At 28.2% G+C, this 24,477-nt stretch carries 18 protein-coding genes; 8 read left to right on the forward strand and 10 right to left on the reverse strand.

Going from position 1 to position 24,477, the window contains the following annotated elements; translation table 11 throughout:
- Nucleotides 1-217 precede the first annotated feature (217 nt).
- The 5 genes from ACJJVY_RS10980 to ACJJVY_RS11000 form a co-directional block, all read right to left on the reverse strand.
- Nucleotides 218-1,873, reverse strand: coding sequence for a DUF6377 domain-containing protein (locus tag ACJJVY_RS10980; protein WP_405608249.1), 1,656 nt, complete (start codon nucleotides 1,871-1,873; stop codon nucleotides 218-220).
- A gap of 362 nt (nucleotides 1,874-2,235) precedes the next feature.
- On the reverse strand, nucleotides 2,236-3,258 hold the full coding sequence (locus ACJJVY_RS10985) for a UDP-glucose--hexose-1-phosphate uridylyltransferase (RefSeq protein WP_405608252.1): 1,023 nt from the start codon (nucleotides 3,256-3,258) through the stop codon (nucleotides 2,236-2,238).
- An 18-nt stretch (nucleotides 3,259-3,276) separates the two neighbouring features.
- Complete coding sequence (gene galK, locus ACJJVY_RS10990; RefSeq protein ID WP_405608255.1) at nucleotides 3,277-4,425, reverse strand: galactokinase; 1,149 nt, start codon at nucleotides 4,423-4,425, stop codon at nucleotides 3,277-3,279.
- Nucleotides 4,426-4,431: 6 nt separating this feature from the next.
- Entirely contained in the window at nucleotides 4,432-5,319 is an 888-nt protein-coding gene (locus ACJJVY_RS10995) for an aldose 1-epimerase (protein WP_405608258.1), read from the reverse strand.
- 6 nt (nucleotides 5,320-5,325) lie between these two features.
- Nucleotides 5,326-6,318 (reverse strand): GntR family transcriptional regulator, encoded by a 993-nt coding sequence (locus ACJJVY_RS11000; RefSeq protein WP_405608261.1) that lies wholly within the window; start codon nucleotides 6,316-6,318, stop codon nucleotides 5,326-5,328.
- A gap of 142 nt (nucleotides 6,319-6,460) precedes the next feature.
- Here ACJJVY_RS11000 and ACJJVY_RS11005 point away from each other — a divergent pair, with 142 nt between their 5' ends.
- Nucleotides 6,461-8,089 carry a sodium/sugar symporter gene (locus tag ACJJVY_RS11005; protein ID WP_405608264.1) on the forward strand — a complete coding sequence of 543 codons (1,629 nt, stop codon included), beginning with the start codon at nucleotides 6,461-6,463 and terminating at the stop codon, nucleotides 8,087-8,089.
- 449 nt (nucleotides 8,090-8,538) lie between these two features.
- Here ACJJVY_RS11005 and ACJJVY_RS11010 read toward each other — a convergent pair whose 3' ends face one another.
- Entirely contained in the window at nucleotides 8,539-10,668 is a 2,130-nt protein-coding gene (locus tag ACJJVY_RS11010; RefSeq protein WP_405608267.1) for a carboxy terminal-processing peptidase, read from the reverse strand.
- A 264-nt stretch (nucleotides 10,669-10,932) separates the two neighbouring features.
- Here ACJJVY_RS11010 and surE point away from each other — a divergent pair, with 264 nt between their 5' ends.
- The 5 genes from surE (at nucleotide 10,933) to ACJJVY_RS11035 (ending at nucleotide 15,667) form a co-directional block, all read left to right on the forward strand.
- Nucleotides 10,933-11,703 carry a 5'/3'-nucleotidase SurE gene (gene surE, locus ACJJVY_RS11015; RefSeq protein WP_405608270.1) on the forward strand — a complete coding sequence of 257 codons (771 nt, stop codon included), beginning with the start codon at nucleotides 10,933-10,935 and terminating at the stop codon, nucleotides 11,701-11,703.
- Nucleotides 11,691-11,978, forward strand: a complete 288-nt coding sequence (locus ACJJVY_RS11020; protein ID WP_405608273.1) for a hypothetical protein — start codon at nucleotides 11,691-11,693, stop codon at nucleotides 11,976-11,978. Before surE ends, ACJJVY_RS11020 begins: the two co-directional genes overlap by 13 nt.
- Before the next feature lie 33 nt (nucleotides 11,979-12,011).
- A complete protein-coding gene (gene lpxB, locus ACJJVY_RS11025) occupies nucleotides 12,012-13,121 on the forward strand; it encodes a lipid-A-disaccharide synthase (RefSeq protein ID WP_405608276.1) in 1,110 nt (369 codons plus the stop codon).
- Between the two features lie 6 nt (nucleotides 13,122-13,127).
- Nucleotides 13,128-13,607, forward strand: coding sequence for a C40 family peptidase (locus tag ACJJVY_RS11030; protein ID WP_405608279.1), 480 nt, complete (start codon nucleotides 13,128-13,130; stop codon nucleotides 13,605-13,607).
- A 77-nt stretch (nucleotides 13,608-13,684) separates the two neighbouring features.
- A complete protein-coding gene (locus ACJJVY_RS11035) occupies nucleotides 13,685-15,667 on the forward strand; it encodes a ComEC/Rec2 family competence protein (protein ID WP_405608282.1) in 1,983 nt (660 codons plus the stop codon).
- Here the strand turns inward: ACJJVY_RS11035 and ACJJVY_RS11040 are convergent.
- The 4 genes from ACJJVY_RS11040 to ACJJVY_RS11055 form a co-directional block, all read right to left on the reverse strand.
- Nucleotides 15,664-16,218: a thioredoxin family protein gene (locus ACJJVY_RS11040; RefSeq protein ID WP_405608285.1), complete on the reverse strand. Its 555-nt coding sequence runs from the start codon at nucleotides 16,216-16,218 to the stop codon at nucleotides 15,664-15,666. The two genes, ACJJVY_RS11035 and ACJJVY_RS11040, sit on opposite strands and share 4 nt — an antisense overlap.
- A 61-nt stretch (nucleotides 16,219-16,279) precedes the next feature.
- Nucleotides 16,280-17,830 (reverse strand): peptide MFS transporter, encoded by a 1,551-nt coding sequence (locus ACJJVY_RS11045; protein ID WP_405608288.1) that lies wholly within the window; start codon nucleotides 17,828-17,830, stop codon nucleotides 16,280-16,282.
- A 68-nt stretch (nucleotides 17,831-17,898) separates the two neighbouring features.
- Entirely contained in the window at nucleotides 17,899-19,407 is a 1,509-nt protein-coding gene (locus ACJJVY_RS11050) for a peptide MFS transporter (RefSeq protein ID WP_405608291.1), read from the reverse strand.
- A gap of 28 nt (nucleotides 19,408-19,435) precedes the next feature.
- Nucleotides 19,436-21,619: a S9 family peptidase gene (locus ACJJVY_RS11055; RefSeq protein ID WP_405608294.1), complete on the reverse strand. Its 2,184-nt coding sequence runs from the start codon at nucleotides 21,617-21,619 to the stop codon at nucleotides 19,436-19,438.
- A 144-nt stretch (nucleotides 21,620-21,763) separates the two neighbouring features.
- Between ACJJVY_RS11055 and ACJJVY_RS11060 the strand changes: the two genes are divergently transcribed.
- A complete protein-coding gene (locus tag ACJJVY_RS11060) occupies nucleotides 21,764-23,497 on the forward strand; it encodes a hydroxymethylglutaryl-CoA reductase, degradative (protein WP_405608297.1) in 1,734 nt (577 codons plus the stop codon).
- Complete coding sequence (locus tag ACJJVY_RS11065) at nucleotides 23,497-24,474, forward strand: GYDIA family GHMP kinase (protein ID WP_405608300.1); 978 nt, start codon at nucleotides 23,497-23,499, stop codon at nucleotides 24,472-24,474. The genes ACJJVY_RS11060 and ACJJVY_RS11065 overlap by 1 nt, the downstream gene beginning before the upstream one ends.
- The last annotated feature ends 3 nt before the right edge of the window (nucleotides 24,475-24,477 follow it).

A 24,477-nucleotide genomic window follows, 5' to 3' on the forward strand; every position in this document is an offset into this window, starting at 1 on the left:
ACAAATTAAAAGGAGAAATATCTTAAGTACAATAGAAAGTATATATTAAGTAGATTATAAAAAACTAAAAAAAATAATAATTAATTGATATTAAGTTATTTGTGTTTTTTATGTGAATTAAAAAAAGTAGTTATATAGTTAATAAAAAGTACCTTTTAAAGGTAAATATGAGTATAAAAATGGTAATATACTATATAAAAAAGGTGTTAAAATAGATTTAGCTAGGTATTTTTTTTACCATATTATCAAATTCAATCCTATTAATTGCACTATTTTTAATTTTAACCCTGTAATTATAAATAGTGTTAACTGAATACCTTAATATTTTTGCAATCTTAGAACTGTTTGTTATGCCTAACCTAATCAATGCATAGATACGTAACTCTACATTTAAGATTTCCTCTTTTTTAAGTATTATTTTTTCATCTTCCCTTAGCAGGTCATTTAAATTTTTAATAAAGTTAGGATAAATATGGAGGAAAGATTTATCAAAATTAGAGTAGAAAATTTTTAACTCATCATCAATTAATTTTTTAGATTTTGTAATTTCTAATAATTCATTAATTTTATTAGTAACTAGGTACTTTCTAACTGTTTTTCTATACATATCTAGCTTGTCAATATAATCAGAATATAGGTTTAAAAAAGTTCCAATGTATTGTTCTTTAATAGAATCAGTTATAGAAAGTTCTTCGTACAATCTTTTTAAGTCATTATTAGTTAAGTTCAATTTATCATTTAAATGTTTCAGTTTTAAATTTGCTTTTTTTAAATGTTCTTTTCCTATTTTTATTTTTTTATATTGTTTATAAATAAAAAATAAAGCAACCATTAATACTAATGAAAGAAGACTAATAAAAATTAATTGTTTTTTAAGTTTATTGTTTTGAATTCTATTTTTATCTTCATAAGATTTTGATATAACAGGTAATACATTTGATATGTCTAAAAAACGTAACTTTGAATTATAAAATTTAGCATCTTCAAAAGAAAAATTAATATACTTATGTGCTCTATCTACATCTCCTTCTTCAAATAGTATGATGGCTAAATTTGCTAAAGATGCATTATCTTTTACAGATGATTGAATATCTGAAATTGCAGATAATATTAAGAATTTTTTTTGATCTTCTTTATTTCCACTCACTTCAATACTCATAAAAGATCTAAAAAATGTAATAGTGGCGTACTCTCTTGTGCCCATTTTAGCTAAAGACAATCTTTTTGCATTAACTTCTAAAGCTTTTTCAAAATTTAATTCATCTATGTAATTTTGTTCAGTGACTTCTAAAAATAATTTTGAATTTTTATTGAGATCAATTATTTGACCATTTAAAGAATCTTTATAAACATTATAGAGTCGATTATATTTTGTGCTGACATTTTTTATTATTGAAATATTTTTAAGTTCATTATGACATCTCTTATAAATAATGAAATATTCCGTTAATAATTCTTCTGATAAACTAGATGATGGAATTTCTTCAAGCAGAGTGATAGATTCATCATATCTTCCTGAAGTGGCTAACAGTTTTGCAAGCTTTAATTTAGATTCTTTTATAAAAGTAGTATTTTTAATCTCTTTTGCAAAGGCTAAATTTTTTTCTATATAATATAATGTTGAATCAAAACTATAATATTGATATTCTGAAATCAGTTTGTTCGTTAGAAAATATTTATTTTCTGTAGCTAAACTTTTATCAGAAAGAAGATTTTTTAAATTTTCAATTTTCGATTCTTTAATAATGTCATAAGTTTTTTGTTTAGATATTTCATTATCTAACTTTATAAATAAAGAATCTATTTCATTCTGAGAGAATATAGGAAATGTTATCACTAAAAATAATATGTATAGAACTAGTTTTCGTATCATGTTTTAATTTAAGGTAGCAAAACAACTTATAACTAATCAAAGTCATTATCGTATTTGTACAAAGGTTGACAAATAAATATATCAATTTTTATTAAAATTAAGTGATTATCCTATATTTTTTTTATCTAGATGAATTACTTTTTTTCTACAGATAAGTAGTTTATTAGAGTATTATTATTTTTCTTGTATTGATTGATTATGATGTAGGTTTAGGTTTTTTATTGGAAGGTGTATTATTAATTGGAAATTGAAAATATCTTTTTTGTCTAAATTTAAATTGTTTTAATTTCCTATACATATTTTCTTTTTTTGAGTTATTAGAAGAAAATAAAAAGTCTGTATAAATAAAAAATTTATAATTTCTATAAACAGTCTTTTATCATTTTTACAGCTTGTTCTGCCGTAATATCTCTTTGTGGAGAACCAAACATTTCGTAACCAACCATAAATTTCTTTACAGAAGCACTTCTTAATAAAGGTGGGTAAAAACTCATGTGCCAGTGCCAATGTTTATTCTCGTTTCCATCTGTCGGAGATTGGTGAATTCCACTTGAATAAGGAAAAGAGGTATTAAATATTTTATCGTATGCTTTTGTTAATACAGCAATTGCTTCTCCATATTGTAAAGTTTCTTCATCATTCATTTCTAAAATATTAGCTAGATGTTTTTTAGGAACAATCATTGCTTCAAAAGGCCAAACTGCCCAAAACGGAACTAAAACGACAAAGCCATCATTTTCAAAAATAATTCGTTCTTTGTTTTCTAATTCTTGAGATAAATAATCACCTAATAAACTGCTCTTGTTTTTGTTAAAGTAATTTAATTGTTGTGTGTTTTTTTTATCAACCTCGTTTGGTAAAGTAGACTGACTCCATATTTGTCCGTGTGGATGTGGATTACTACAACCCATTACAGCTCCTTTATTTTCAAAAATTTGAACATAATTGATTTTAGGGTTTTCAGATAATTCTTTATATTCTTTTTGCCATGCAAATACTACTTTTTGAATTTCTAAAGAAGACATATCTGCCAAACTTTTAGAATGATCTGGACTAAAACAAATCACTTTGCAAATACCTGTTTCGCTCTGTGCTTTTAAAAGACCGTCGTTTACATTAAAACTAGGTGAATCATTTTGTAAAGCAGCAAAATCGTTTGTAAAAACAAAAACATCTTTGTATTCCGGATTTACTTCTCCATTAATTCTTGTATTTCCGGCGCATAAATAACAATTCTCGTCATATGTTGGTCTTTTTTCGTTATTTACGGCTTCATTTTGTCCTTGCCAAGGTCTTTTTGCTCTATGAGGAGATACTAAAACCCATTCTCCTGTTAATATATTAAACCTTTTATGCGAGTAATCTTGTAAGTTTGTATTGCTCATTTTTATTTTTTTAATGGATTATTTAACAACATGAGTTCCTTCTGAAAGTTCAATAAAATAGACAGAACAATCATTATCAAATTTTTCTTTGTATGCTTTAGCTGCTGTTTCTGCAAAAGTTTTTGCTTCTTTTTTTGCTATTAAATTAATAGTGCAACCACCAAAGCCACCGCCCATCATTCTTGCACCAAGTACATGCTTGTTTTCTTTGGCTTGTTCTACAAGAAAATCTAATTCATCACAACTAACTTTATATTGATTTGATAAGCCATCGTGAGATTTGTAAATTAACGAGCCTAGCAATTCTAAATCGTTATTTTCAATTGCTTTAGCAGCTTTTATTGTTCTTTCATTTTCTTGTATAACATACAATGCCTTTTGGTAATTTGTAGGCGTAACCCTGTCTGTAATTGCTTCTAAATCTGCTTCTGTTGCATCTCTTAATGCTTTTATGTTTAATAATTCTGATACTCCTTCGCAGGCAGATCTTCTATCATTATAAGCACTATCAGACAAACTGTGTTTTACATTTGTGTTTATCAACATTAATTGATGATCTTTAAAATCAATCTTATAAGGTTTAGATGCAACAGTTCTACAATCTAAGTGTAGTGCATTGTCTTTAATACCAAACATACTTGCGTATTGATCCATAATTCCGCAATTTACACCTACATAATTGTGTTCTGCTTTTTGAGAAATTAAAATCATTTCGTGTTTTGTAAGCCCTAAATCAAACAATTCATTTAAACCAAAAACAATACTATTTTCTAAAGCAGCAGAAGAAGACATCCCTGCACCAGCAGGAATATTTCCTTTAAAGACAATGTTAAAATTGCCTATAACTTTATTTTTATTCTGAATTTCTGCAACAACTCCAAAAACATAATTTTCCCAACGTCCTTCTTTAGAAGATTTAATTTTGTCTAGCTCAAAATCTATTGTACTATTTAAATCTAACGCAATAGCTGTAGATTTGTTAGAACTGCTTTTCTCTATAGCAGCAGCAATTCCTTTATTAACTGCAGCAGGAAATACAAAACCATCATTATAATCTGTATGTTCTCCTATAATGTTAATTCTTCCTGGAGAAAAAATTAACAAAGGTTCTGTTTTAAATTTTTTGATAAATGTTTCTTTTACATCCTTTATTAATGTTGCACTCATTGTAACTTAGTTAATTATTTTTATTTTCCATGTAATGGAATATTCTTTGTTTGGTGCTAAAGTTTGCAATCCTATTTTATTATTAAAACTATTAGAAACTCCGGTTGTAGGTTCTATTGCAATTGTATTTGCCCTTGGTGGAGTGTATGCTTGGAAAAAATTTTCGTTAACTGAAGACTCGAAATTTAGTTGATAATTAGGTGTTTTAAATCTTACTTTATCAGAATTCAAAATCCAACAATCATCTAATTGTTTGTCTTTAATATCTAATGATACTTTAGATTGAATGTCTTCTGTGCCTGTGGTAATATTTCTTTTACCAATAATTAGTTTTTCTTTGCAATCAAAATTTAGGCAACTTTCATATAAATTATCACTAATAAAATAAGGATGCCATCCTAAAGTGAAAGGGAACGTTTTTTCATCGGTATTTTTAATATCAACTTTTAAGCTTAAGGAATCATCACTAAAAATATAAGTTACTAGAATTGAATAACTGTATGGAAAGCCTTTGGTTTTAGAGTTTTCTATATATTCTAATGTGATACTAGCTTTAGTTTCTGTAGTTTCTTTAGCTAAAATTTTAAACGTTTTATCGTAAATAAAACCGTGTAAAGCATTTTGTTCTTCTTGTTGGTTTTTTTCTAGTTGAAACTCTTTGTTATTGAATGAATAAAGTCCGTCTTTAATTCTATTGGCAAACGGAAATAAGATAGAAGAAGCATACGTTGTTTTGTATTCTAAAGGTTTTAAATCTTGAATAATAGTTTTTTTATTAAGAGTTAATTCTTGTAAACTAGCACCTTGGTCTAAAAATATTTTTCCGAAAACCGTTTTATCAGTGTTTGTTACTTCTATAACTTTCGTTTCTTTTATGTGATTTATTGTGTACACGATCTTTTAAATTGAGTTTCTAATAATTAATTTACTAGGGTTTTCTATTTGAGATTGTTCTTTATTTAGAATCATTTCTGCTAATCTTATCCCCATTTCGTTAAAATCTGTTGATATGGTTGTAATGCCACCTTCTACAATTTCTTTTAATAAAGTATCATTAAAAGAAATTACTCCTATATCTTTAGTTAATGTTAAGCCTTCGCTTTTCATTTTCTTAATAATTCTTAATAAATCTTTATCATCAGGAATTATATATAATTCTCTTTTCTGAAGAGGTTCGTCTTTTATTTTATTTAAAATTTCGAAAGAAATATCTTCTTTTTCGCAGAACATTTTAAAACCTTTTAGCATTGGTTTAGGTTGTTTGTCATCCGTAAAAAGAAAAATGAGTTTATCGTATTTTTTAATTAATTCAGAAACTTGTGTTAAGTTATTAAATATTGCTTTTTCAAAATTTTGATAGATAGCAGGATACTCTAATAAATCATCATGTATTTGATCTAAAATGTAGACTTTATCTTTAGGTAATAATTGAATACTAGTACTAGTTTTTTTTAAGTTGGCAGGCATAATTATGTAATAATTATACTCACCTAAATTATCATGAATTAGTTTATTAAAAATGGTTTCATTAAAATGATGAAAGAAAATATCAACCTGAATATTTTTATCTAAATTTTCTAAAAAAGAATTGTATAAATCTTCTTTAAAGGAATTAAGTTCATCAAAAAGTAAAAACACCTTTTGTTGTACATTAATATTTTCACTTGAAACATAATACCCTTTACCAACTACAGATTGTATAATACCTCTATTTTTTAACTCATTAAAAGCAGCCAAAACAGTATCTCTAGAAAGTTTATTTTCTGCTTTAATTTTATTTATAGATGGTAGTTGATCTCCTTTTCTTAAGGCACCAGATAAGATAGCAATTTCAATAGAACTGATTATTTGTTTATACTTTGGTACACCTATTTCTTTTTTTATTTCTATCATAATACAATACAAATATAAGATATTTTATTTAAAACCTACTACACCCTACTAGTTTGAAAATATTTTTGTAAAATTTATATTTCTTAGAAATTATTATTTATATTTGAATATTGATAATTAATTAGCTAAAAAAAATACAATTATGACATCAGTATTTGAAATGTGGGACTACGTCGTCTTCGTTGCTTATGCCATTTTAATTTTAGGCGTAGGCCTATGGGTTTCTCGTGATAAAGACGGGTATCAAAAGAATGCAGAAGATTACTTTTTAGCAAGTAAGTCTTTACCTTGGTGGGCAATTGGTACCTCATTAATTGCAGCAAATATTTCTGCAGAACAATTTATTGGAATGTCTGGTTCTGGTTTTGCATTAGGAATTGCAATTGCTTCTTATGAATGGATGGCGGCATTAACCTTAATTATAGTAGGTAAGTATTTTTTACCAATTTTTATAGAAAAAGGATTGTATACAATTCCTGGATTTGTCGAAAAAAGATTTTCTACCAACCTTAAAACTATTTTAGCAATTTTCTGGTTAGGGTTATACATCTTTGTAAACCTTGCTTCTGTTTTATATTTAGGAGGTTTAGCAATTGAAACCATAATGGGGGTAGATATGATGTATGCTATTATTGGTTTAGCTCTTTTTGCAGCAGCATACTCTTTATATGGTGGTCTATCTGCTGTTGCTTGGACGGACGTTATACAGGTTGTATTTTTAGTTTTAGGAGGGTTAATTACAACATATCTAGCTTTAAATACAGTTTCTGGAGGAGAAGGAGTTTTAGCAGGATTCTCTAAAGTTTGGGAAGCTGCACCAGAAAAATTCCATATGATTTTAAAAGAAAGTAATGAAAACTATGTAAACTTACCTGGTATATGGGTATTAGTTGGTGGTTTGTGGGTTGCTAACTTATATTACTGGGGATTTAATCAATATATTATTCAGAGAACTTTAGCTGCAAAATCTTTAAAAGAATCTCAAAAAGGTATTTTATTAGCAGCATTTTTAAAATTAATTATTCCGTTAATTGTTGTTATTCCTGGTATTGCTGCTTATGTAATGGTAAACGACCCTTCAATTATGGCAAATTTAGGAGAAGTGGGGATGTTAAATGTACCTTCTACAGAACAAGCGGATAAAGCATATCCATGGTTGTTACAGTTTTTACCAACAGGTCTTAAAGGTGTTGCTTTTGCTGCGTTAGCTGCTGCAGTTGTATCTTCTTTAGCATCTATGTTAAACTCTACTTCTACCATTTTTACAATGGACATTTATAAGCAATACATTAATAAAAATGCAAATGATAAAACCACAGTAAATGTTGGTAGAATTTCTGCAGGAGTTGCATTGTTAATAGCGGTTATAGTTGCACCTCTTTTAGGTGGAATTGATCAAGCATTTCAATTTATTCAAGAATATACGGGAATTGTAAGTCCTGGTATTTTAGGAGTTTTCTTACTAGGTTTATTTTGGAAAAAAACAACGAATAATGCTGCAATTTGGGGAGCTGTTTTATCCATACCAATTGCATTAGCGTTAAAGTTTTTACCTATTCCGGTATTTGAGCCTTGGATGCATCAAATGGGTATAACTACTATTTTAACAATTATTATTATAATGGTATTAAGTAAATTACAAAATAAGGGAGCAGATGATCCTAAAGGAATAGAAATTTCTAAAGATTTATTTAAAACATCTCCATTATTTAATATAGGTTCTATTGCTGTTTGTATCTTATTAACTGTATTGTATTGTTTGTTTTGGTAAGAACAACAAATTGCGTTTAGTAAAAAGTCGTCTAAAGAAATTTAGGCGATTTTTTTGTTTTATAAGAATAGATTCAGTTTGTAATATTAATTAGTGTACTCTCATTTTTAGATGTGTTTTAATTTTGTATTTAACCAAACTAGAGTGTAAATGTTTCTTATTAGAATTAATTATAAATTTTATAGATATGTTAGAATAGATAATTTAGGTTATTCTATTTTTTTGAAAGAGTTTAAAAATAGATTTCAAAAAACTTGTTTAGAAGGTTTTGCAGTGATTTTTTGCAGTAAGTTATAATCAAGAAAACTTCTAAAGTATTTGTTAGATTGGAATAGTATAAATGCTAAGGAGTAAACTTAATTTTAAAATTTATGTAACAAAAAGAACCTGACAATATAGTGTATATCATCAGGTTTATATAATTTATTATAAAGCCTTAAAAATTACTTTTAATGCTTTACAATTGTATTATTAGAGTTTGTTTTTAATTCATTTAATACATTTAAGGCTTCAGAAACATAAATGTCTTGAGATAAACTTGTGTGCCATGAAATTCGTTTATCTGCTAATACAGAATCTTTTTCAAGTAATGGGAGTTCGTATGTAGGAGATGTGAAACTTAAATTTGATGTATAGTCAAAAACTGTTTTAAATTTTTCTGATTCTTTTTCTTGTTCAGTGTTTTCGGCTGCAAAAGACTTGTAATTAAGAGAAAAAGTAGTATCATCTTGATTCTTTTTTAACCATTTGGCATACTCATTAATTAGGCTAAATTTACTGTCTGCCTCAATTCTTCTTTTACTATTAGATACCACATCTGCAAAGTTTTTATAAGAGTTTGCAGGATTATAGTTTGCTTTTTTAACTTTATCCCAAGCTAAAGCTCCTTCTAAATCTCTTTCTCCAAAATTCATATAACTATATCTATCTGGCATTGCAATATCAGAATATACACCTTCTATTTGAGTTGTACCTCCATTTACTCTATAAAATTTCTGAATCGTCATTTTTATAGCACCTAAATCTTCATCATATTTAGCAAATTGGTTAATAGGTAAAATACTTTGTACTGTACCTTTACCATATGTTTGATTTCCTCCCATAATAACAGCTCGTCCGTAATCTTGCATTGCTGCAGCAAAAATCTCAGATGCAGATGCAGAGAATTCATTAACTAATAAAACTACAGATCCTTCCCATTGTACTTTTGGGTCTATATCTTCTTTAATAATTGGGTCTTGCCCTCTGTACTTTACTTGTACTATTGGTCCTTTATCGATAAATAAACCAGAAATTTCTATTGCAGTTTTTAAAGATCCTCCACCATTATTTCTTAAATCAATAATTAAACCTTTAACTCCTTCTTCTTTTAGCCTTTCAATTTCTAGCTCCATGTCTTTTGCAGAATCTCTATAATTTTCATCATCAAAACTAATATAGAATTTAGGTAGATCTATAATTCCAAATTTTTTGCCATCCTTTTCTACAATACTAGATTTAACAAATGTTTCTTCTAGCTCTACAACATCTCTAATAATAGAAATTATTTTAGTAGAACCATCTAGTTTTTTCTTAACTGTTAGCCTAACTTCTGTACCTTTTTTTCCTTTGATAAATTTAATTGCATCATCTAAACGCATACCTACAATATCTATAGGTTCTTCATTTCCTTGGGCAACTTCTAATATAATATCTTTAGCTTCTAACTCTCCTTGTTTCCAAGCAGGACCACCAGAAACTAATTCAAAAACATGAGTAAATATTCCTTTTTTCACCAATCTAGCTCCAATTCCTTCTAATTTACCAGACATATCTTGGTCAAAACGCTCTTTAATATTAGGTGGCATATAAGTAGTATGTGGGTCAAAAGCACCAACAACACTATTAAGAAAGGTAGAAAACCAATCATCATTTTCTAATTCTTCAATTCTTAAATATAGTTCATCCATATTTTTAAGAACTTCTGCACGAGATTCTTTTTCTAATTCTTTAAAACTCTTAATTTTAGTTTTAGAATCTTTTTTATGTGCTTCTTGTTGTTTTTCTTCTTTATTCTGAATTCTAAGAAGTGTACTTAACTTTAATTGTTTACGCCAATAATCAATTAACTCATTTTCGTTTTTAGCAAACGGAACTTTTTCATAGTCAATTTCTATATTTTCATTTTTATTAAATTTAAAAGGATGTGTTAATAAACCTCCGTAATAAGATTTAGCATTTTTAATTTTAGATTCGAATCTACTGTATACAAGATTGTAAAAAGAAATGTCTTCTGATAATAATTGATCATCTATTTTATATTTAAATTTAGAAAAATCTTTTAGATCCTTTTGAGTAAAGTATCTTTTATTAGGGTCTAATCCGTTAATAAATTCATTGTATACATATTCAGAAAAATCATCATTAATATCTTTAACAACATAATGGCTTCTTGTAAGTATATTTCTAAGGATATATATAATTATTTTATCTTTATCAGAGTCTAATACTGCTGTATTATTAGTAGCTTTTACTTGTAAGCTGTTAAAAAGTAGAATTACTGCTATTAAAAATGTTGTGATTTGATATTTCGTCTTCATAAATCTTCTGTCGTGATTTTATTTCTTTAATTACTCTTTGTACTGCGCTAATTTACTAAAATAATGCCAAACTCTTTTCATAAGGATTATCTTATGTTTTTTTTAACGTCAGTAATAAATTGTTAGTTAACTTTTTTAAGCTTAGAGTTTAATAAAAACAAAAGACTGACTGGATGTCACATGAAAATAGAAATGGTGTTTTTTGTAAATTCTTAAAAATGATTATCATACAAAATCAATTATATTTGTAGTAAAATAAACAATATGCAAGACAAACCATTGATTTTAGTTACCAATGATGATGGAATTACAGCTCCTGGATTAAGAGCTTTAATAGCTATAATGAATAAAATAGGTGAGGTAATAGTTGTCGCACCAGATAGTCCACAGAGTGGAATGGGACATGCAATTACGGTTGATAATGTTTTGACATGTAATCCAATAACAATTGATGATGGACCTCAATTAGAGTATACTTGTTCTGGTACACCTGCAGATTGTGTAAAATTAGCGGTTAATGAAATTTTAAATAGAAAACCAGATTTATGTGTTTCTGGTATTAATCATGGTTCTAATTCTTCTATCAACGTAATTTATTCTGGTACAATGAGTGCAGCAATAGAAGCGGGTATAGAAGGAATACCTGCAATTGGTTTTTCTTTATTAGATTTTAAGTGGCATGCAGATTTTAAACCATCAGAAGAGTTTATTAAAAATATAACATTAAATGCTTTGTTAAACGGAATTCCTGATGGGGTTGTGTTAAATGTAAATATTCCTAAACTAAAAAAAGAGGATATTAAAGGTATTAAAATTTGTAGACAAGCCAATGGTTATTGGAAAGAGGATTTTGACAAACGAAAAAACCCAATGGGTAAAGAATATTACTGGCTTTCTGGACAATTTGTAACAAAAGATAAAGGACAAGATACAGATGTATATGCTTTAGAAAGTGGTTATGTTTCTGTTGTACCTGTTCAGTTTGATATGACTGCACATCACATGATACAAAAATTAAACGCTTGGGAACTGTAAAAAAGAATATTTTAATAGGTGTTTTAGTTTCGTTATTTGCCACTTTTGGAGGTATATTCTTATACCTAGAATATTTTTCTAGATTTGGTTTTTTTGAAACGATAGATTTAATTAAAGAAGGAAATTTGTATGGAAAAGTATTGTCTTTAGCAGCAATACCAAATTTATTTGTATTCTTTATTTTTATCAAAAAGAAACAAGATAACAGAGCAAAAGGAGTTTTATTAGCTACTATTTTTATTGCTTTAACAACTTTAGTTTTAAAATTTTTCTAACATTATAATGTCTCTTCGAGACAACTTAAAATTATGAAATATTACATTATTGCAGGTGAGGCTTCTGGCGATTTACATGGTTCTAACTTAATGAAATCATTGTATAAAGAAGATGCGAATGCAAATATTCGTTTTTGGGGAGGGGATTTAATGAAAGAAGCTGGCGGAACTTTGGTAAGTCATTACAAAGAAAGAGCTTTTATGGGCTTTTTTGAAGTTTTGATGAATCTATCTAAAGTGTTAGGTTTTATTAAGTTTTGTAAAAAAGATATTGCTGAGTTTAAGCCAGATGTTATTATTTTTATTGATAATTCTGGTTTTAATTTACGTGTTGCTAAATGGGCAAAAGAGCAAGGTTTTAAAACTAATTATTATATTTCTCCACAAGTTTGGGCAAGTAGAGCAAGTAGGGTAAAAGATATAAAGAGAGATATAGATAACATGTTTGTAATTTTACCTTTTGAGAAGGAATTTTACAAAAAATATAATTACGATGTAACTTTTGTAGGCCATCCTTTAATTGATGGAATTGCGGGTAGAAAACAAGTTAGTGATCAAAAGTTTAGAAAAGAACATAATTTAGGAGATAACAAAATAATTGCTCTTTTACCAGGAAGTAGAAAACAAGAAATTACAAAAATGTTATCCGTAATGTTGTCTTTGGTAGAAGGTTTTGCCGATTATAAGTTTGTTGTTGCAGGAGCTCCAAGTCAAGATTATAGTTTTTATCAAGCAATTATTGGTACTAAAAGAGTGAGTTTTATCAACAATAAAACTTACGATTTATTAAGTCTTTCTTATGCTGCTTTAGTGGCTTCTGGTACAGCAACTTTAGAAACCGCTTTGTTTAAAGTGCCACAAGTTGTTTGTTATAAAGGCGGTAATATTTCGTATCAAATTGCAAAAAGGATTATCACTTTAAAATATATTTCTTTAGTAAATTTAATTATGGATAAAGAAGTAGTAAAAGAGTTGATTCAGAATGATTTTAATGCTAAGAATCTAAAAATAGAATTAACTAAAATTCTTGATGAAAAGCATAGAGAAAAACTATTTTTAGAATATTTTGATTTAGAGAAAAAATTAGGAGGAAAAGGAGCCTCAAAAAAAGTAGCTAAACAAATACTTAAAGATTTAAAATAAAATAGTTTGAAAAAAATAGTATTTTTAATGATTGTATTTTCTATGATTATGAGTTCTTGCTCGTCATCTAAAACAGTTATTAAAAATGAAAATAAACCGTTTTCTAAGGTTGATAAAATTGTATCAAAAGCTTTAACCTATAAAGGTGTGCGTTATAAGTACGGAGGAACGACTAAAAGAGGTATGGATTGTTCTGGTTTGGTTTATATAGCTTACAATAGCCAAAATATTCAATTACCAAGAGTTTCTAGAGAAATGGCTAAAATTGGTACAAAAATAGCTTTAAACAAAGTAGAAAAAGGAGATTTACTATTCTTTAAAACGAATAAAAATCATAAAAAAATTAACCATGTAGGTTTAGTTATTTCTAATAAAAAAGGAGATATCCGTTTTTTAAACGGTACCACTTCTAAAGGAGTTATTATATCTTCTTTGTTAGAAAAATATTGGCGAAATGCTTTTGTAAAAGCAACGACAATCTTATAAGAAGTAGTTAAAGTTATTTTTACTAACTTTAGCTTGCTATGAAAAGGTTGCTAAATTATTTACCTGTACATTTTGTTATGTTTTTAATTCTGGGAATATGTACCCAGTTTTTTACTCAATTTTGGAGTTTTAGCTTTCTAGTAACATTCGTCTTTTTGGGACTTTTAGCAATTTTGATATTTAGTGTTACGAATAAATTTTTAAGAACAATAATAACTTTTATATTATTCTTTTTTATTGGAGTTTCTTCTGTATATATAAATGATGATAGAAATTACGATTCTTTTTATCAATCTTATTTCAAAGAAAATTCAACGGTAGTTTTACAGATTGATAAAATTTTAAAACCAGGAAATTATTATCAAAAATATGAAGCAAAAGTTATTAATGTTGATAACAAAGTAACCAAAGGGAAAGTTCTTTTAAATATAAAAAAAGACAGTGTTACTTCTAGTATTTTAACTGTCGATAATCAAATTATTTTAAAACCTAATTTAAGGGAATTAATTCCGCCTTTAAATCCTCATCAATTTGATTATAAATTTTATTTAGAAAAGCAAGGTGTTTATCATCAGTTGTTTACAGAAAGTAACCATTTTTTTAAGTTAGATTCAAAGCCTATAACCTTATTAGGGTTTGCATCAAAAATTAGAGATAAAATTCAAGAATCATTAAAAAAACATCATTTTAAAGAAAATGAATTTGCTGTAATAAATGCTTTGTTGTTAGGTCAAAGACAAGATATTTCTAAAGATTTATTGGTAGATTATCAAAGAGCAGGAGCAATTCATATTCTGGCAGTTTCGGGTTTACATATTGGTATCATATTATTGATTTTATCCTTTCTTTTAAAACCTTTAGAAAAAATTAATCACGGAAAAGTTGTAAAAACTATAATGATTATTCTATTACTTTGGCTATTTGCATTTGTTGCTGGTCTTTCTGCATCAATTGTAAGAGCGGTAACAATGTTTACTTTTTTGGCAGTTGGATTGTCTTTTAGAAGGAAAAAAATTATAGAGTTTTCATTTATCACCTCTATGTTTTTTCTATTGATAGTAAAACCAATGTTTTTATTTGATGTAGGTTTTCAATTAAGTTATTTAGCGGTTTTTGGTATTCTTTGGATTCAGCCAAAATTTTATAAAATTTACAACCCAAGATTTTTTTTAGATAAAAAAATATGGGAATTGTTTTCGGTTTCAATAGCTGCACAAATAGCAATTTTACCTTTAAGTATCTATTATTTTCAGCAATTTCCAGGATTGTTTTTGGCTTCTAATCTGGTAATTATTCCTTTTTTAGGAGCCATTTTAATAGGAGGTTTTTTTGTAATTATTTTCTCTCTTTTAAATTTTCTGCCTCAATTAGTTGCAGACTGTTATGGAGTAATTATTTCTTTAATGAATAGTTTTGTAAGCTGGGTTTCTCTTCAAGAAGAATTTCTATTTAAAGAGATTTCTATATCATTTATAATGATGTTGGTTTTGTATGTTTTTATTTTTTTAGGTGTCAATTTTGCTATAGAAAAATCAGTCAAAAAACTCATCTATTTTATGACTTCTATTTTATTATTACAGAGTGTTTATTTATTTGAAAAAAATCAGAAAAAGTCTAAAAAAGAGTTGATTGTTTTTCATAAAAGTAGATATTCTGTAATCGGGAAAAGAGCAGGAGAGAAGCTTTTTTTACAACATAATTTAGATGATTTACAAATGATGAAAGAAAATAGTATTAGTTCTTACAGAATTGCAGAAGGTATTAATCAATTAGAAGAATTCTCTTTTAAAAATTACATTAGTTTTTCTAATAAAAACATTTTATTAGTTGATAGTTTAGGTGTTTATAATGTTTCTTCTATAAAGAAGCCGATTGTTATTTTACAATATTCTCCTAAAATAAACTTAACAAGGTTGATAAAAACAATAAAACCATCGCAAATTATTGCAGATGGTTCTAATTATAAAAGTAATGTAACTTATTGGAAAAATATCTGTAAAGAATTAAAAACTCCATTTTATTACACAGGACAAAACGGAGCTTATTTTTTAAAAGATTAATCGCCTTTTACTTTAAATTCAGGTACAAAAGAAGCATTAAATTCATCAAATTTTTCTTTAGTTGTAATGCTTTTATACTGATCGTCTTTAAATAATTTTAAATACAATTCTAATTGACTAGGATCGTAATAACCCTTTAAAGGCATTATTAAACCGCCTTTATTGTCCATAAAAACAATGGTTGGATATGCGTTTATTCCCATGAAATTAGCAAAATCATGGGCGCTATTACGTTTATTAGCTTTTGTTTCATCATAATTAGGATTACCATAATCACTTCCTTCAAAAGTAATGGTTTCATTTCCTTCACCATTAAATTTAACTGCGTAAAAGTTTTCATTTACAAAAGCAACAACATCTTTATGCTGAAAAGTATTTTTGTCTAATAATTTACAAGGACCACACCAATTGGTGTATACATCCATAATTATATTTTTAGGATTTTCTTTTTGAAGTTCTAAAGCTTCATTTAAAGATATCCAATTTATTTTCTGAGCGTTTGCTTGAATGCTAAAAGCTAAAATAGTTAAAAGTAATATTGTTTTTTTCATGATTAAATAGACGTAAAAAAGTTGCTAACTTGCATTTTAGAACGAAGTTATTTTTAATAAATTATCTTATACCGTGCATTAATTTCTTGATAATTGGGTTTAAAACTAGAAAAATCAAACCAACCGAAGCAGGAATTATTGTGAAAATCAAAAAGAAAAAAGACATGGAGTATTTTTCTACTATGGGATCTATGTAACTACCTGTTAAAGCAGCTAAGTAGTTACCTAATGCATTTACTAAATACCAAATTCCAAACATCATACCAATTTTTTTAGCTGGTACTAATTTAGAAACATAAGAAAGTCCTACAGGAGAAACACATAATTCTCCCATTGTATGAAATAGGTAAGCTAAAACTAACCAAATTAAACTAACCGAAGCTGTTTTTGCTCCTTGTGGTATAGAACTAGATCCGTAAGCTAATGCACCAAAACCGATCCCTAAAAGAATCATTCCTATCCCAAATTTTACAGCAGCAGAAGGATTGAATTTACTTTCCCACCATTTAGAAAATATAGGTGCTAAAAATATAATAAAGAGTGAGTTTAAAATTAAAAACCAAGAAGCTTCTATTTCTGCATTTTTTTGAGGAATAATTACGCTTAATTTCCAAATTACAATTGCCCAAATACTTAAAAAACTGATTCCTAAAACAATGTTAGATAAAGATATTCTTTTAAATGTTTGTCCAAATAATTTTAATAAAACCCAAGAAATAATAATTAAAGGAACTGTAGAAATGAGTACATCTATAACTTTAAATATCAAAGCAGAGTTACCGGTTAAAGCTCTTTGTGTGTAATCTTTTGCAAAAATATTCATAGAACCACTGGCTTGTTCAAAAGCCCACCAAAAGAAAACTGTAAAAAAGGCCAAAATGGCAACAACAATATATCTGTCTCTTTGTACATTATTTGGCACTTCTTCCTCTTTTTCTATTTCATGTTTTATAATTTTATCAGATAATTCTGTTTTTTTATTAGGTGATGTACCAATGTTTTCGAAAATTTCTCTACCAAACCAAAATTGTAATGTACCCAAAAACATAAAAATTCCGGCTAAACCAAATCCCCAAGAATAACTTAGATTGTTTGCTAAAAAACCACATAAAAGAACTCCAAGAAATCCACCAGCATTTACACCCATATAAAAAATAGTATATGCTCCATCCTTTCTTTCTGGATATTTATCGTACAAACCACTAACCATTGAAGTTACGTTTGGTTTAAATAATCCGTTACCAATAATTAGTAACCCAATACCAATATATAATGTAGTTTCAGTCTCTAAAGACATGGAAGCATGGCCTAAAGTCATAATTAAAGCACCAAGAGCAACTGCTTTTTGATAACCTAGTAATTTGTCTGCAATTATACCACCAATTAAAGGGGTAATATATACAGAACTTGTATATATACCAAGTAAGCCCAATGCGCGTTCTCTTGTCCATTCCCAACCTCCATCAGAAAAAGAAGCAGTTAAAAAAAGAACAAATATGGCGCGCATTCCGTAATAAGAAAAACGCTCCCACATTTCCGTAAAAAACAGAACAAATAATGCTGGCTTATGATTTAATAAACTAAATTCTTTATTCTCAGTTGAAATATTCATAATTATTGTGTTAAAAATAAAAACCTCATAAATGCTAGTTTATGAGGTTTTTATTAAATGTTTTAATTTTAGTGTACGTTACCCATTAATTTTTTCATCAAAGGAGAAAAGACTAAAACAATTGCACCTGCTCCTAAAGCATACATTGCAATTAAATGAAATCCGTCTGTGTAAATTCCTAAAGTTTCTAAACCACCTACATTTGCGTCTGTACTTTCCACAGCTAATTGTTTAGAGATAAAACCAACTATTTGAAAAGCAAAAGCTGAAGATAAAAACCAAACACCCATCATAAAAGCAACAATGTTTTTTGGTGATAAATCTGTGATTTTGGATAACCCTACAGGAGACATAAATAACTCACCAATAGAAATAATTAAGTACATTACTAATAAATAGGTAAATGGTACCATTCCGTTTTCGTCTGCACTTGCGTTACTAATTGATAAAATATAAAAACTAGCACCTGCTAAAAGCAACCCTAAACCAAATTTATAAGGAGTTCTTGGATTCATATTCTTTTTAGATAAATAACCCCAAAGTAAAGAAATTGGGATTGCTAAAATGATAATAAACATAGAGTTTAATGCATTGGTCTGACTTGCACTCATTATACCGTCTAAAGAAACATTTCTAGAAGCAAAAAGTGTAATTACACTTCCGGATAACTCATGAAATCCCCAGAATAATGTCATAAAAAATGTAATTAAAACAGCCATTATTAGCTTTTTTCTAGCAACAGTATCTAAACTATACATAATGTAACCCAAGTAAGCTAAAACAGCAAAACCTATAAATTGAAAAATAACACCTACATAATTTGCTTGCCAAGAAGAAAGTAAATAAGCAATTACAGGAACAAATAAAACAGCTATAATAGGAATTAATGTTTTTTGAGGAACTCCAACTACTTTTTTCTCATAAATTTCTTGAGATGGCGGCATTCCTTTATCACCAAAAACATTCTTTTTAATTCCGCTCCAAAAGAAAATCAATCCAGCCATCATTCCTATTCCGGCTAAACCGAAACCATAATGCCAACCATATTCAGCAGCTAACCATCCACATAAAAGAGGAGCAACAAAACCACCAATATTAATACCCATATAAAAGATAGTAAATCCAGAATCTTTTCTAACATCACCTTCTTTATACAATGCACCAACAAAAGTTGAAATATTAGGTTTAAAAAAGCCATTACCAACCACAATTAAAGCTAAGGCTGTAAAAAATGCCATATCATCTTCTATTGCTAAAACAAAATGACCAATTGCCATTAAAATACCTCCTAAAAAGATAGAAGATCTCATTCCTAATATTTTATCAGAAATTTGACCACCAATAACTGTAGAAGCATAAACAAGAGAGCCGTAAGAAGCATAAACTACAGCAGTTGCTGTATCTCTTTCTGCGATTGCTTTAAATATTTCTTGTACCATGTAAAGCGTTAATAACGCTCTCATACCATAAAAACTAAAACGCTCCCATAATTCTGCAAAAAATAAGTAGAACAATCCTTTTGGATGTCCAAACATTTGTGGGTCTTCTGTAGTTGTACTAACTCCTTTGTCTAACATAATTATCCTTTATTTCTGTTACTTTATCTTATTTTTTATTTAAGTTTTCTTGAATGAAGTTTGTCATTTTTGTGTACAAATTCAAACGAGTATTTCTTCCTTTATAGATTCCGTGTGTTCTGTCTGGTACAATAAACATATCAAATTGTTTATTGGCTTCAATTAAAGAATTTATCATTCTATAAGAGTTTTGTACATGTACATTGTCATCACCAGTACCATGAACTATTAAATATTTTCCTTTTAGTTTTTCTGCGTAATTAATTGGCGAATTATCATCGTAACCACTTGCGTTTTCTTGTGGAGTTTGCATATAACGTTCTGTATAAACAGAATCGTAAAAAGCCCAAGAAGTAACAGGAGCAACTGCAATTGCTGTTGTAAAAATATCGTTACCTTTTAGTATAGCATTTGTACTCATAAAACCACCAAAAGACCAACCCCAAATACCAATGTTGTTATTGTCTATATAAGATAGTTTTGCTAATTTTTTAGCAGCAGCAATTTGATCTTCAACTTCGTATTTACCCAATTCTTTTTGAGTTACTTTTTTAAAGTCTGCACCTTTAAAACCTGTTCCACGTCCATCAATACAAACTACAATAATTCCTGTTTGTGCTAACATATTGTGCCAATAATCATTACTTGCATTCCAACTATTTCCAACTTGTTGAGAACCTGGGCCAGAATATTGAAACATTAATAATGGATATTTTTTGTTTTCATCAAAATCTAAAGGTTTTACTGTCCACATATTTAAATCATTTCCGTTAATGTTAATCGTAGAAAATTCTTTAGGGCTCATTTTATAAGTAGCCAATTTGTCTTTTAATTCTGAGTTTTCTTTTATCACCTTTAACATTTTTCCTTTTGCAGTATATAAAGAATAAATCGGTGGTGTTTCTGCAGAAGAATATGTGTTGATAAAGTAATTTAAGTTTTTACTAAAAGCAGCTGTATTTTGACCTTCTTTTGTGCTTAAATCTTTTTTGTTTTTTCCTTTTATATTGATAGAATAAACCCCTCTATTTATAGATCCGTTTTCTACAGATTGGTAATAAACAGTATTTTTCTTTTCGTTAAAACCATAATATTTGGTTACTTCCCAATTTCCTTTTGTAATTTGATTGATTAGTTTTCCATCAAAATTATAATGATAAATATGGTTGTAACCATCCTTTTCACTCGTCCAAATAAAACTATTATCAGCTAAAAAAGTTAAGTTGTCTGTAATATCAACATAGGCTTTATCAGTTTCGTTTAATAATAAAGTGGTAGTTGCCTCTAAAGCATTTACTTTATATAAGTTTAAATTATTTTGATGACGATTTAAAGTAGTTGCAACCAAAGTAGCATCGTCATTAGACCATTTAATTCTAGGAATGTATTCGTAATCTTTTAAAGAAATATTTGCTGTAGTATTAGAAGAAAGAGTGTACATGTGTAAAGTTACATCTGCATTTTTTTCTCCTGCTTTTGGGTATTTAAAAACTTGTTGCGTTGGGTATAATTCGCTGCCAACAATATCCATAGAATAAGTTGGTACATTGGTTTCATCAAAACGTAAAAAAGCTAAATGAGTTCCTGTTTTGTTCCACTCAAAAGCTCTTACAAAACCAAATTCTTCTTCGTAAACCCAATCTGTAATTCCGTTAATAACGGCGTTTATTTTTCCGTCGTTGGTAACTTGTGTAATTTTATTAGAAGCTACATTTTTAATAAAAATGTTATTGTCTTTTGCATAGGCAACATTTTTGTTGTCTGGAGAAAAAACAGGTTCTTGAATTTCTGTACCAATTAAAGTTAATTCTTTTGATGCAATATCATAAGCATAAAAAGCACCTTTATAAGAACGTCTGTATATTTTTTGAAAATCTGTACCTAAGATTAATTTCGTTTCATCATTATTAAAACTATAAGAAGAAAATGAAGGCAAATCTTCTAAGTCTGCACTATTTACAATTGTTGCTACTTTTTCTAGGGTTTTGTAGCTGTATTTATCTACAGTAACAGCTTTTGTTTCTCTATTAAAATCTAAAACAGCATAAAAATCGCCATTCATAGAATTTAAAGAATTCATTCTTTTAGGAGAGAAAATTCCGTTCCAAATTTCTTCTAGTGTAATGTCTTTTGTTTTTGAGGTGTTGTTTTGAGAGGTAATTGTAAAACCAGCAAATAAAAATATTGCTGTTAAAAGGATTCCTTTTTTCATTATAAAAGTAGTATTTGATAAATGTTTGCCAAGTTTACGGAAAAAACTGCAAAAAATATCTTAAAAAAGCATAAATCTTGATTAAAACATAATGTTATTACAGTTTCACTTATCTTTGTTCTTTATAGTTTTATACCCTAATAAATGAGCAAACTTATTTCTGGTTTTTCTAAATTTACCAAAGAAGAGAAAATTAATTGGTTAACAGAAAATTACTTTCACAATCAAAAAGAAACTAAAAACATCATCAAACAATATTGGAATGATGATGAAGATTTACAACAGCTTCATGATGATTTTATAGAGAATACAATTACCAATTTTTATATGCCATTTGGTATTGCGCCAAATTTTGTAATTAACAACAAAGAGTATGTAATACCAATGGTTGTAGAAGAAAGTTCTGTAGTTGCAGCAGCTTCTTTAGTAGGGAAGTTTTGGAGTACAAAAGGTGGTTTTAAAACCACTGTTTTAGGTACCACAAAAATAGGGCAAGTTCATTTTATGTTTGCTGGTGATAAAACAGCATTACAAAGTTATTTTAATAAAAATAAAACAGAATTATTTGCTGCAACGGCTTCCATTACTAAAAATATGGAAAAGCGTGGTGGTGGAATTTTAGATATAAAATTAGTTGATAAAACTGATAAATTAGCGAATTATTACCAATTACATGTAACCTTTGAAACCAAAGATTCAATGGGTGCAAATTTTATCAATTCTTGTTTAGAAGCCATTGCCAATGAATTTAGAAATGATGAAATAGAGATTGTAATGAGCATACTTTCTAACTACGTTCCAGAATGTTTGGTTAGGGCAGAAGTGAGTTGCAAGATTGAAGATTTAGGAGGAGAAAATCCACAGAAATTTGCAGAGAAATTTTATCAAGCAGTAAAAATTGCACAAATAGAACCTTATAGAGCCGTTACGCATAATAAAGGAATTATGAACGGAATTGATGCGGTTGTGTTAGCAACTGGTAACGATTTTAGAGCGGTAGAGGCTGGCGCTCATGCGTATGCTTCTAAATCTGGGCAATATTCAAGTTTGTCTCATTGTACTATTGATGATGGAATTTTTAAGTTTTGGATAGAAATTCCGTTAGCTTTAGGAACCGTTGGTGGTTTAACAGCGTTACACCCAATGGCAAAAATGTCTTTAGAAATGTTGCAAAAACCTTCGGCAAAAGAGTTGATGCAAATTATGGCAGCTGCTGGTTTAGCACAGAATTTTGCTGCGTTAAGAGCGTTAACAACCAAAGGAATTCAGCACGGACATATGAAAATGCATTTGCAAAATATTTTAAATCAGTTTGATGCAAATGAAGAAGAAAAAGCAATTATAACGGCTTATTTTGATAAAAGAACCGTGACACATTCTGGTGTTGTAGAAAAAATAAAAGCATTAAGAAAGCCAACAATAAATTGGGTAGATTTTTTAAATTTTGATGATATAAGTACACGTTTATCAACATTAGATATAGATAAAAAACCTCTTTTCGGAAAAATGAATGCACAACAAATGATAGAACATTTAAGTGCAGTTACTAAAATAGCAAACGGAAATTGGGATGTAGATGTTTTTGTTTCTGATGAAAAAACAGCACGTAGAAAACCATTTTTAGATACAGATAATGAGTTAGAAACAGGTTTTAAATCGTCGTTTATTGCGGATGAACCAATACCATTAAAATTTAGTTCGAAAGAAGAAGCTATAGAAGATTTAATAGCGCAAATAAAAATATTTGTAAAAGTTTTTACAAAAGACAAAGAAAGAAAAATTACACATCCATTTTTTGGAGAATTAGATTTTGAGTATTGGAAAAAATTTCAAGTAAAACATTTTACGCATCATTTTAAACAATTTGGTTTAGTCTAATGAATTTTTACTCAAACGGAAAATTATTATTAACAGGAGAATATCTTGTTTTAGATGGCGCAAAATCTTTAGCAATTCCAACAAAATTTGGACAAGATTTAGTAGTTGAAAAAATACAAGAACCAGAAATTATTTGGGGAAGTTTTACACATACAGGAGAATGTTGGTTTGAAGCTGTTTTTGACTTGAAAAAATTACGCTTGGTAAGTTGTACTTACAATTCTGAAAAAGAAGGAAGTGGAGAAGTAATTGCAGAAACGTTGTTAGAAATTTTAAAAGAAGCTAAAAATTTAAATCCAGATTTTTTGGAATCAGAAAACGGATTTATTGTAAAAACAAACCTTACATTTCCAAGAAATTGGGGATTAGGAACTTCATCAACGTTAATAAATTCTATTGCAACTTGGGCAAAAGTAGATGCTTTTAAATTGTTGTGGAATTCTTTTAAAGGAAGTGGTTACGATATTGCTTGTGCACAAAATAATTTTCCTATTTTTTATCAAATTGAAAAAGATTTCTCGACTGCGCTCGAAATGACACCAAAAGTAGAAAAGGTTGAATTTAATCCTAGTTTTAAAGAAAATTTGTTTTTTGTACATTTAAATCAGAAGCAAGACTCTAAAGAAGGAATTGCAAAATTTAGAGAAAATAATATCAATTTTGATAGAGAAATAAAAAGAATTTCAGAAATTTCTGATGCATTTTTAACAACAGATTCATTAAAAGAGTTTGAAGATTTAATTGTTGAACATGAACAAATTATCAGTTCAATTATCAAACTAAAACCTGTAAAAGAAAAATTATTTTCAGATTATTTTGGAGCCATAAAAAGTTTAGGCGCTTGGGGAGGAGATTTTGTTTTAGTAACAGGAAATGCTGATACGCCAACGTATTTTAAAAATAAAGGATTTACAACCATCCTGAGGTATTCTGAAATGGTTAAGCCCACCTTAATCCTCCCAAAGGGAGGAAACTAGAAT

Origin of the sequence: Polaribacter sp. Asnod1-A03, from assembly GCF_045063585.1 — a bacterium.
In the GTDB taxonomy this organism is placed as follows: Bacteria; Bacteroidota; Bacteroidia; order Flavobacteriales; family Flavobacteriaceae; genus Polaribacter.

What these genes read in the sequence shown, in the direction of transcription:
- ACJJVY_RS11000 (WP_405608261.1), bottom strand. Translation starts at nt 6,318, where the DNA reads ATGATAGAAATAAAAAAAGAAATAGGTGTACCAAAGTATAAACAAATA.
- ACJJVY_RS11055 (WP_405608294.1), bottom strand. Translation starts at nt 21,619, where the DNA reads ATGAAAAAAGGAATCCTTTTAACAGCAATATTTTTATTTGCTGGTTTT.
- galK (WP_405608255.1), bottom strand. Translation starts at nt 4,425, where the DNA reads ATGAGTGCAACATTAATAAAGGATGTAAAAGAAACATTTATCAAAAAA.
- ACJJVY_RS11010 (WP_405608267.1), bottom strand. Translation starts at nt 10,668, where the DNA reads ATGAAGACGAAATATCAAATCACAACATTTTTAATAGCAGTAATTCTA.
- ACJJVY_RS11060 (WP_405608297.1), top strand. Translation starts at nt 21,764, where the DNA reads ATGAGCAAACTTATTTCTGGTTTTTCTAAATTTACCAAAGAAGAGAAA.
- ACJJVY_RS11005 (WP_405608264.1), top strand. Translation starts at nt 6,461, where the DNA reads ATGACATCAGTATTTGAAATGTGGGACTACGTCGTCTTCGTTGCTTAT.
- ACJJVY_RS11035 (WP_405608282.1), top strand. Translation starts at nt 13,685, where the DNA reads ATGTTTTTAATTCTGGGAATATGTACCCAGTTTTTTACTCAATTTTGG.
- ACJJVY_RS11050 (WP_405608291.1), bottom strand. Translation starts at nt 19,407, where the DNA reads ATGTTAGACAAAGGAGTTAGTACAACTACAGAAGACCCACAAATGTTT.
- ACJJVY_RS11040 (WP_405608285.1), bottom strand. Translation starts at nt 16,218, where the DNA reads ATGAAAAAAACAATATTACTTTTAACTATTTTAGCTTTTAGCATTCAA.
- surE (WP_405608270.1), top strand. Translation starts at nt 10,933, where the DNA reads ATGCAAGACAAACCATTGATTTTAGTTACCAATGATGATGGAATTACA.
- ACJJVY_RS11045 (WP_405608288.1), bottom strand. Translation starts at nt 17,830, where the DNA reads ATGAATATTTCAACTGAGAATAAAGAATTTAGTTTATTAAATCATAAG.
- ACJJVY_RS10985 (WP_405608252.1), bottom strand. Translation starts at nt 3,258, where the DNA reads ATGAGCAATACAAACTTACAAGATTACTCGCATAAAAGGTTTAATATA.
- lpxB (WP_405608276.1), top strand. Translation starts at nt 12,012, where the DNA reads ATGAAATATTACATTATTGCAGGTGAGGCTTCTGGCGATTTACATGGT.
- ACJJVY_RS11065 (WP_405608300.1), top strand. Translation starts at nt 23,497, where the DNA reads ATGAATTTTTACTCAAACGGAAAATTATTATTAACAGGAGAATATCTT.
- ACJJVY_RS10980 (WP_405608249.1), bottom strand. Translation starts at nt 1,873, where the DNA reads ATGATACGAAAACTAGTTCTATACATATTATTTTTAGTGATAACATTT.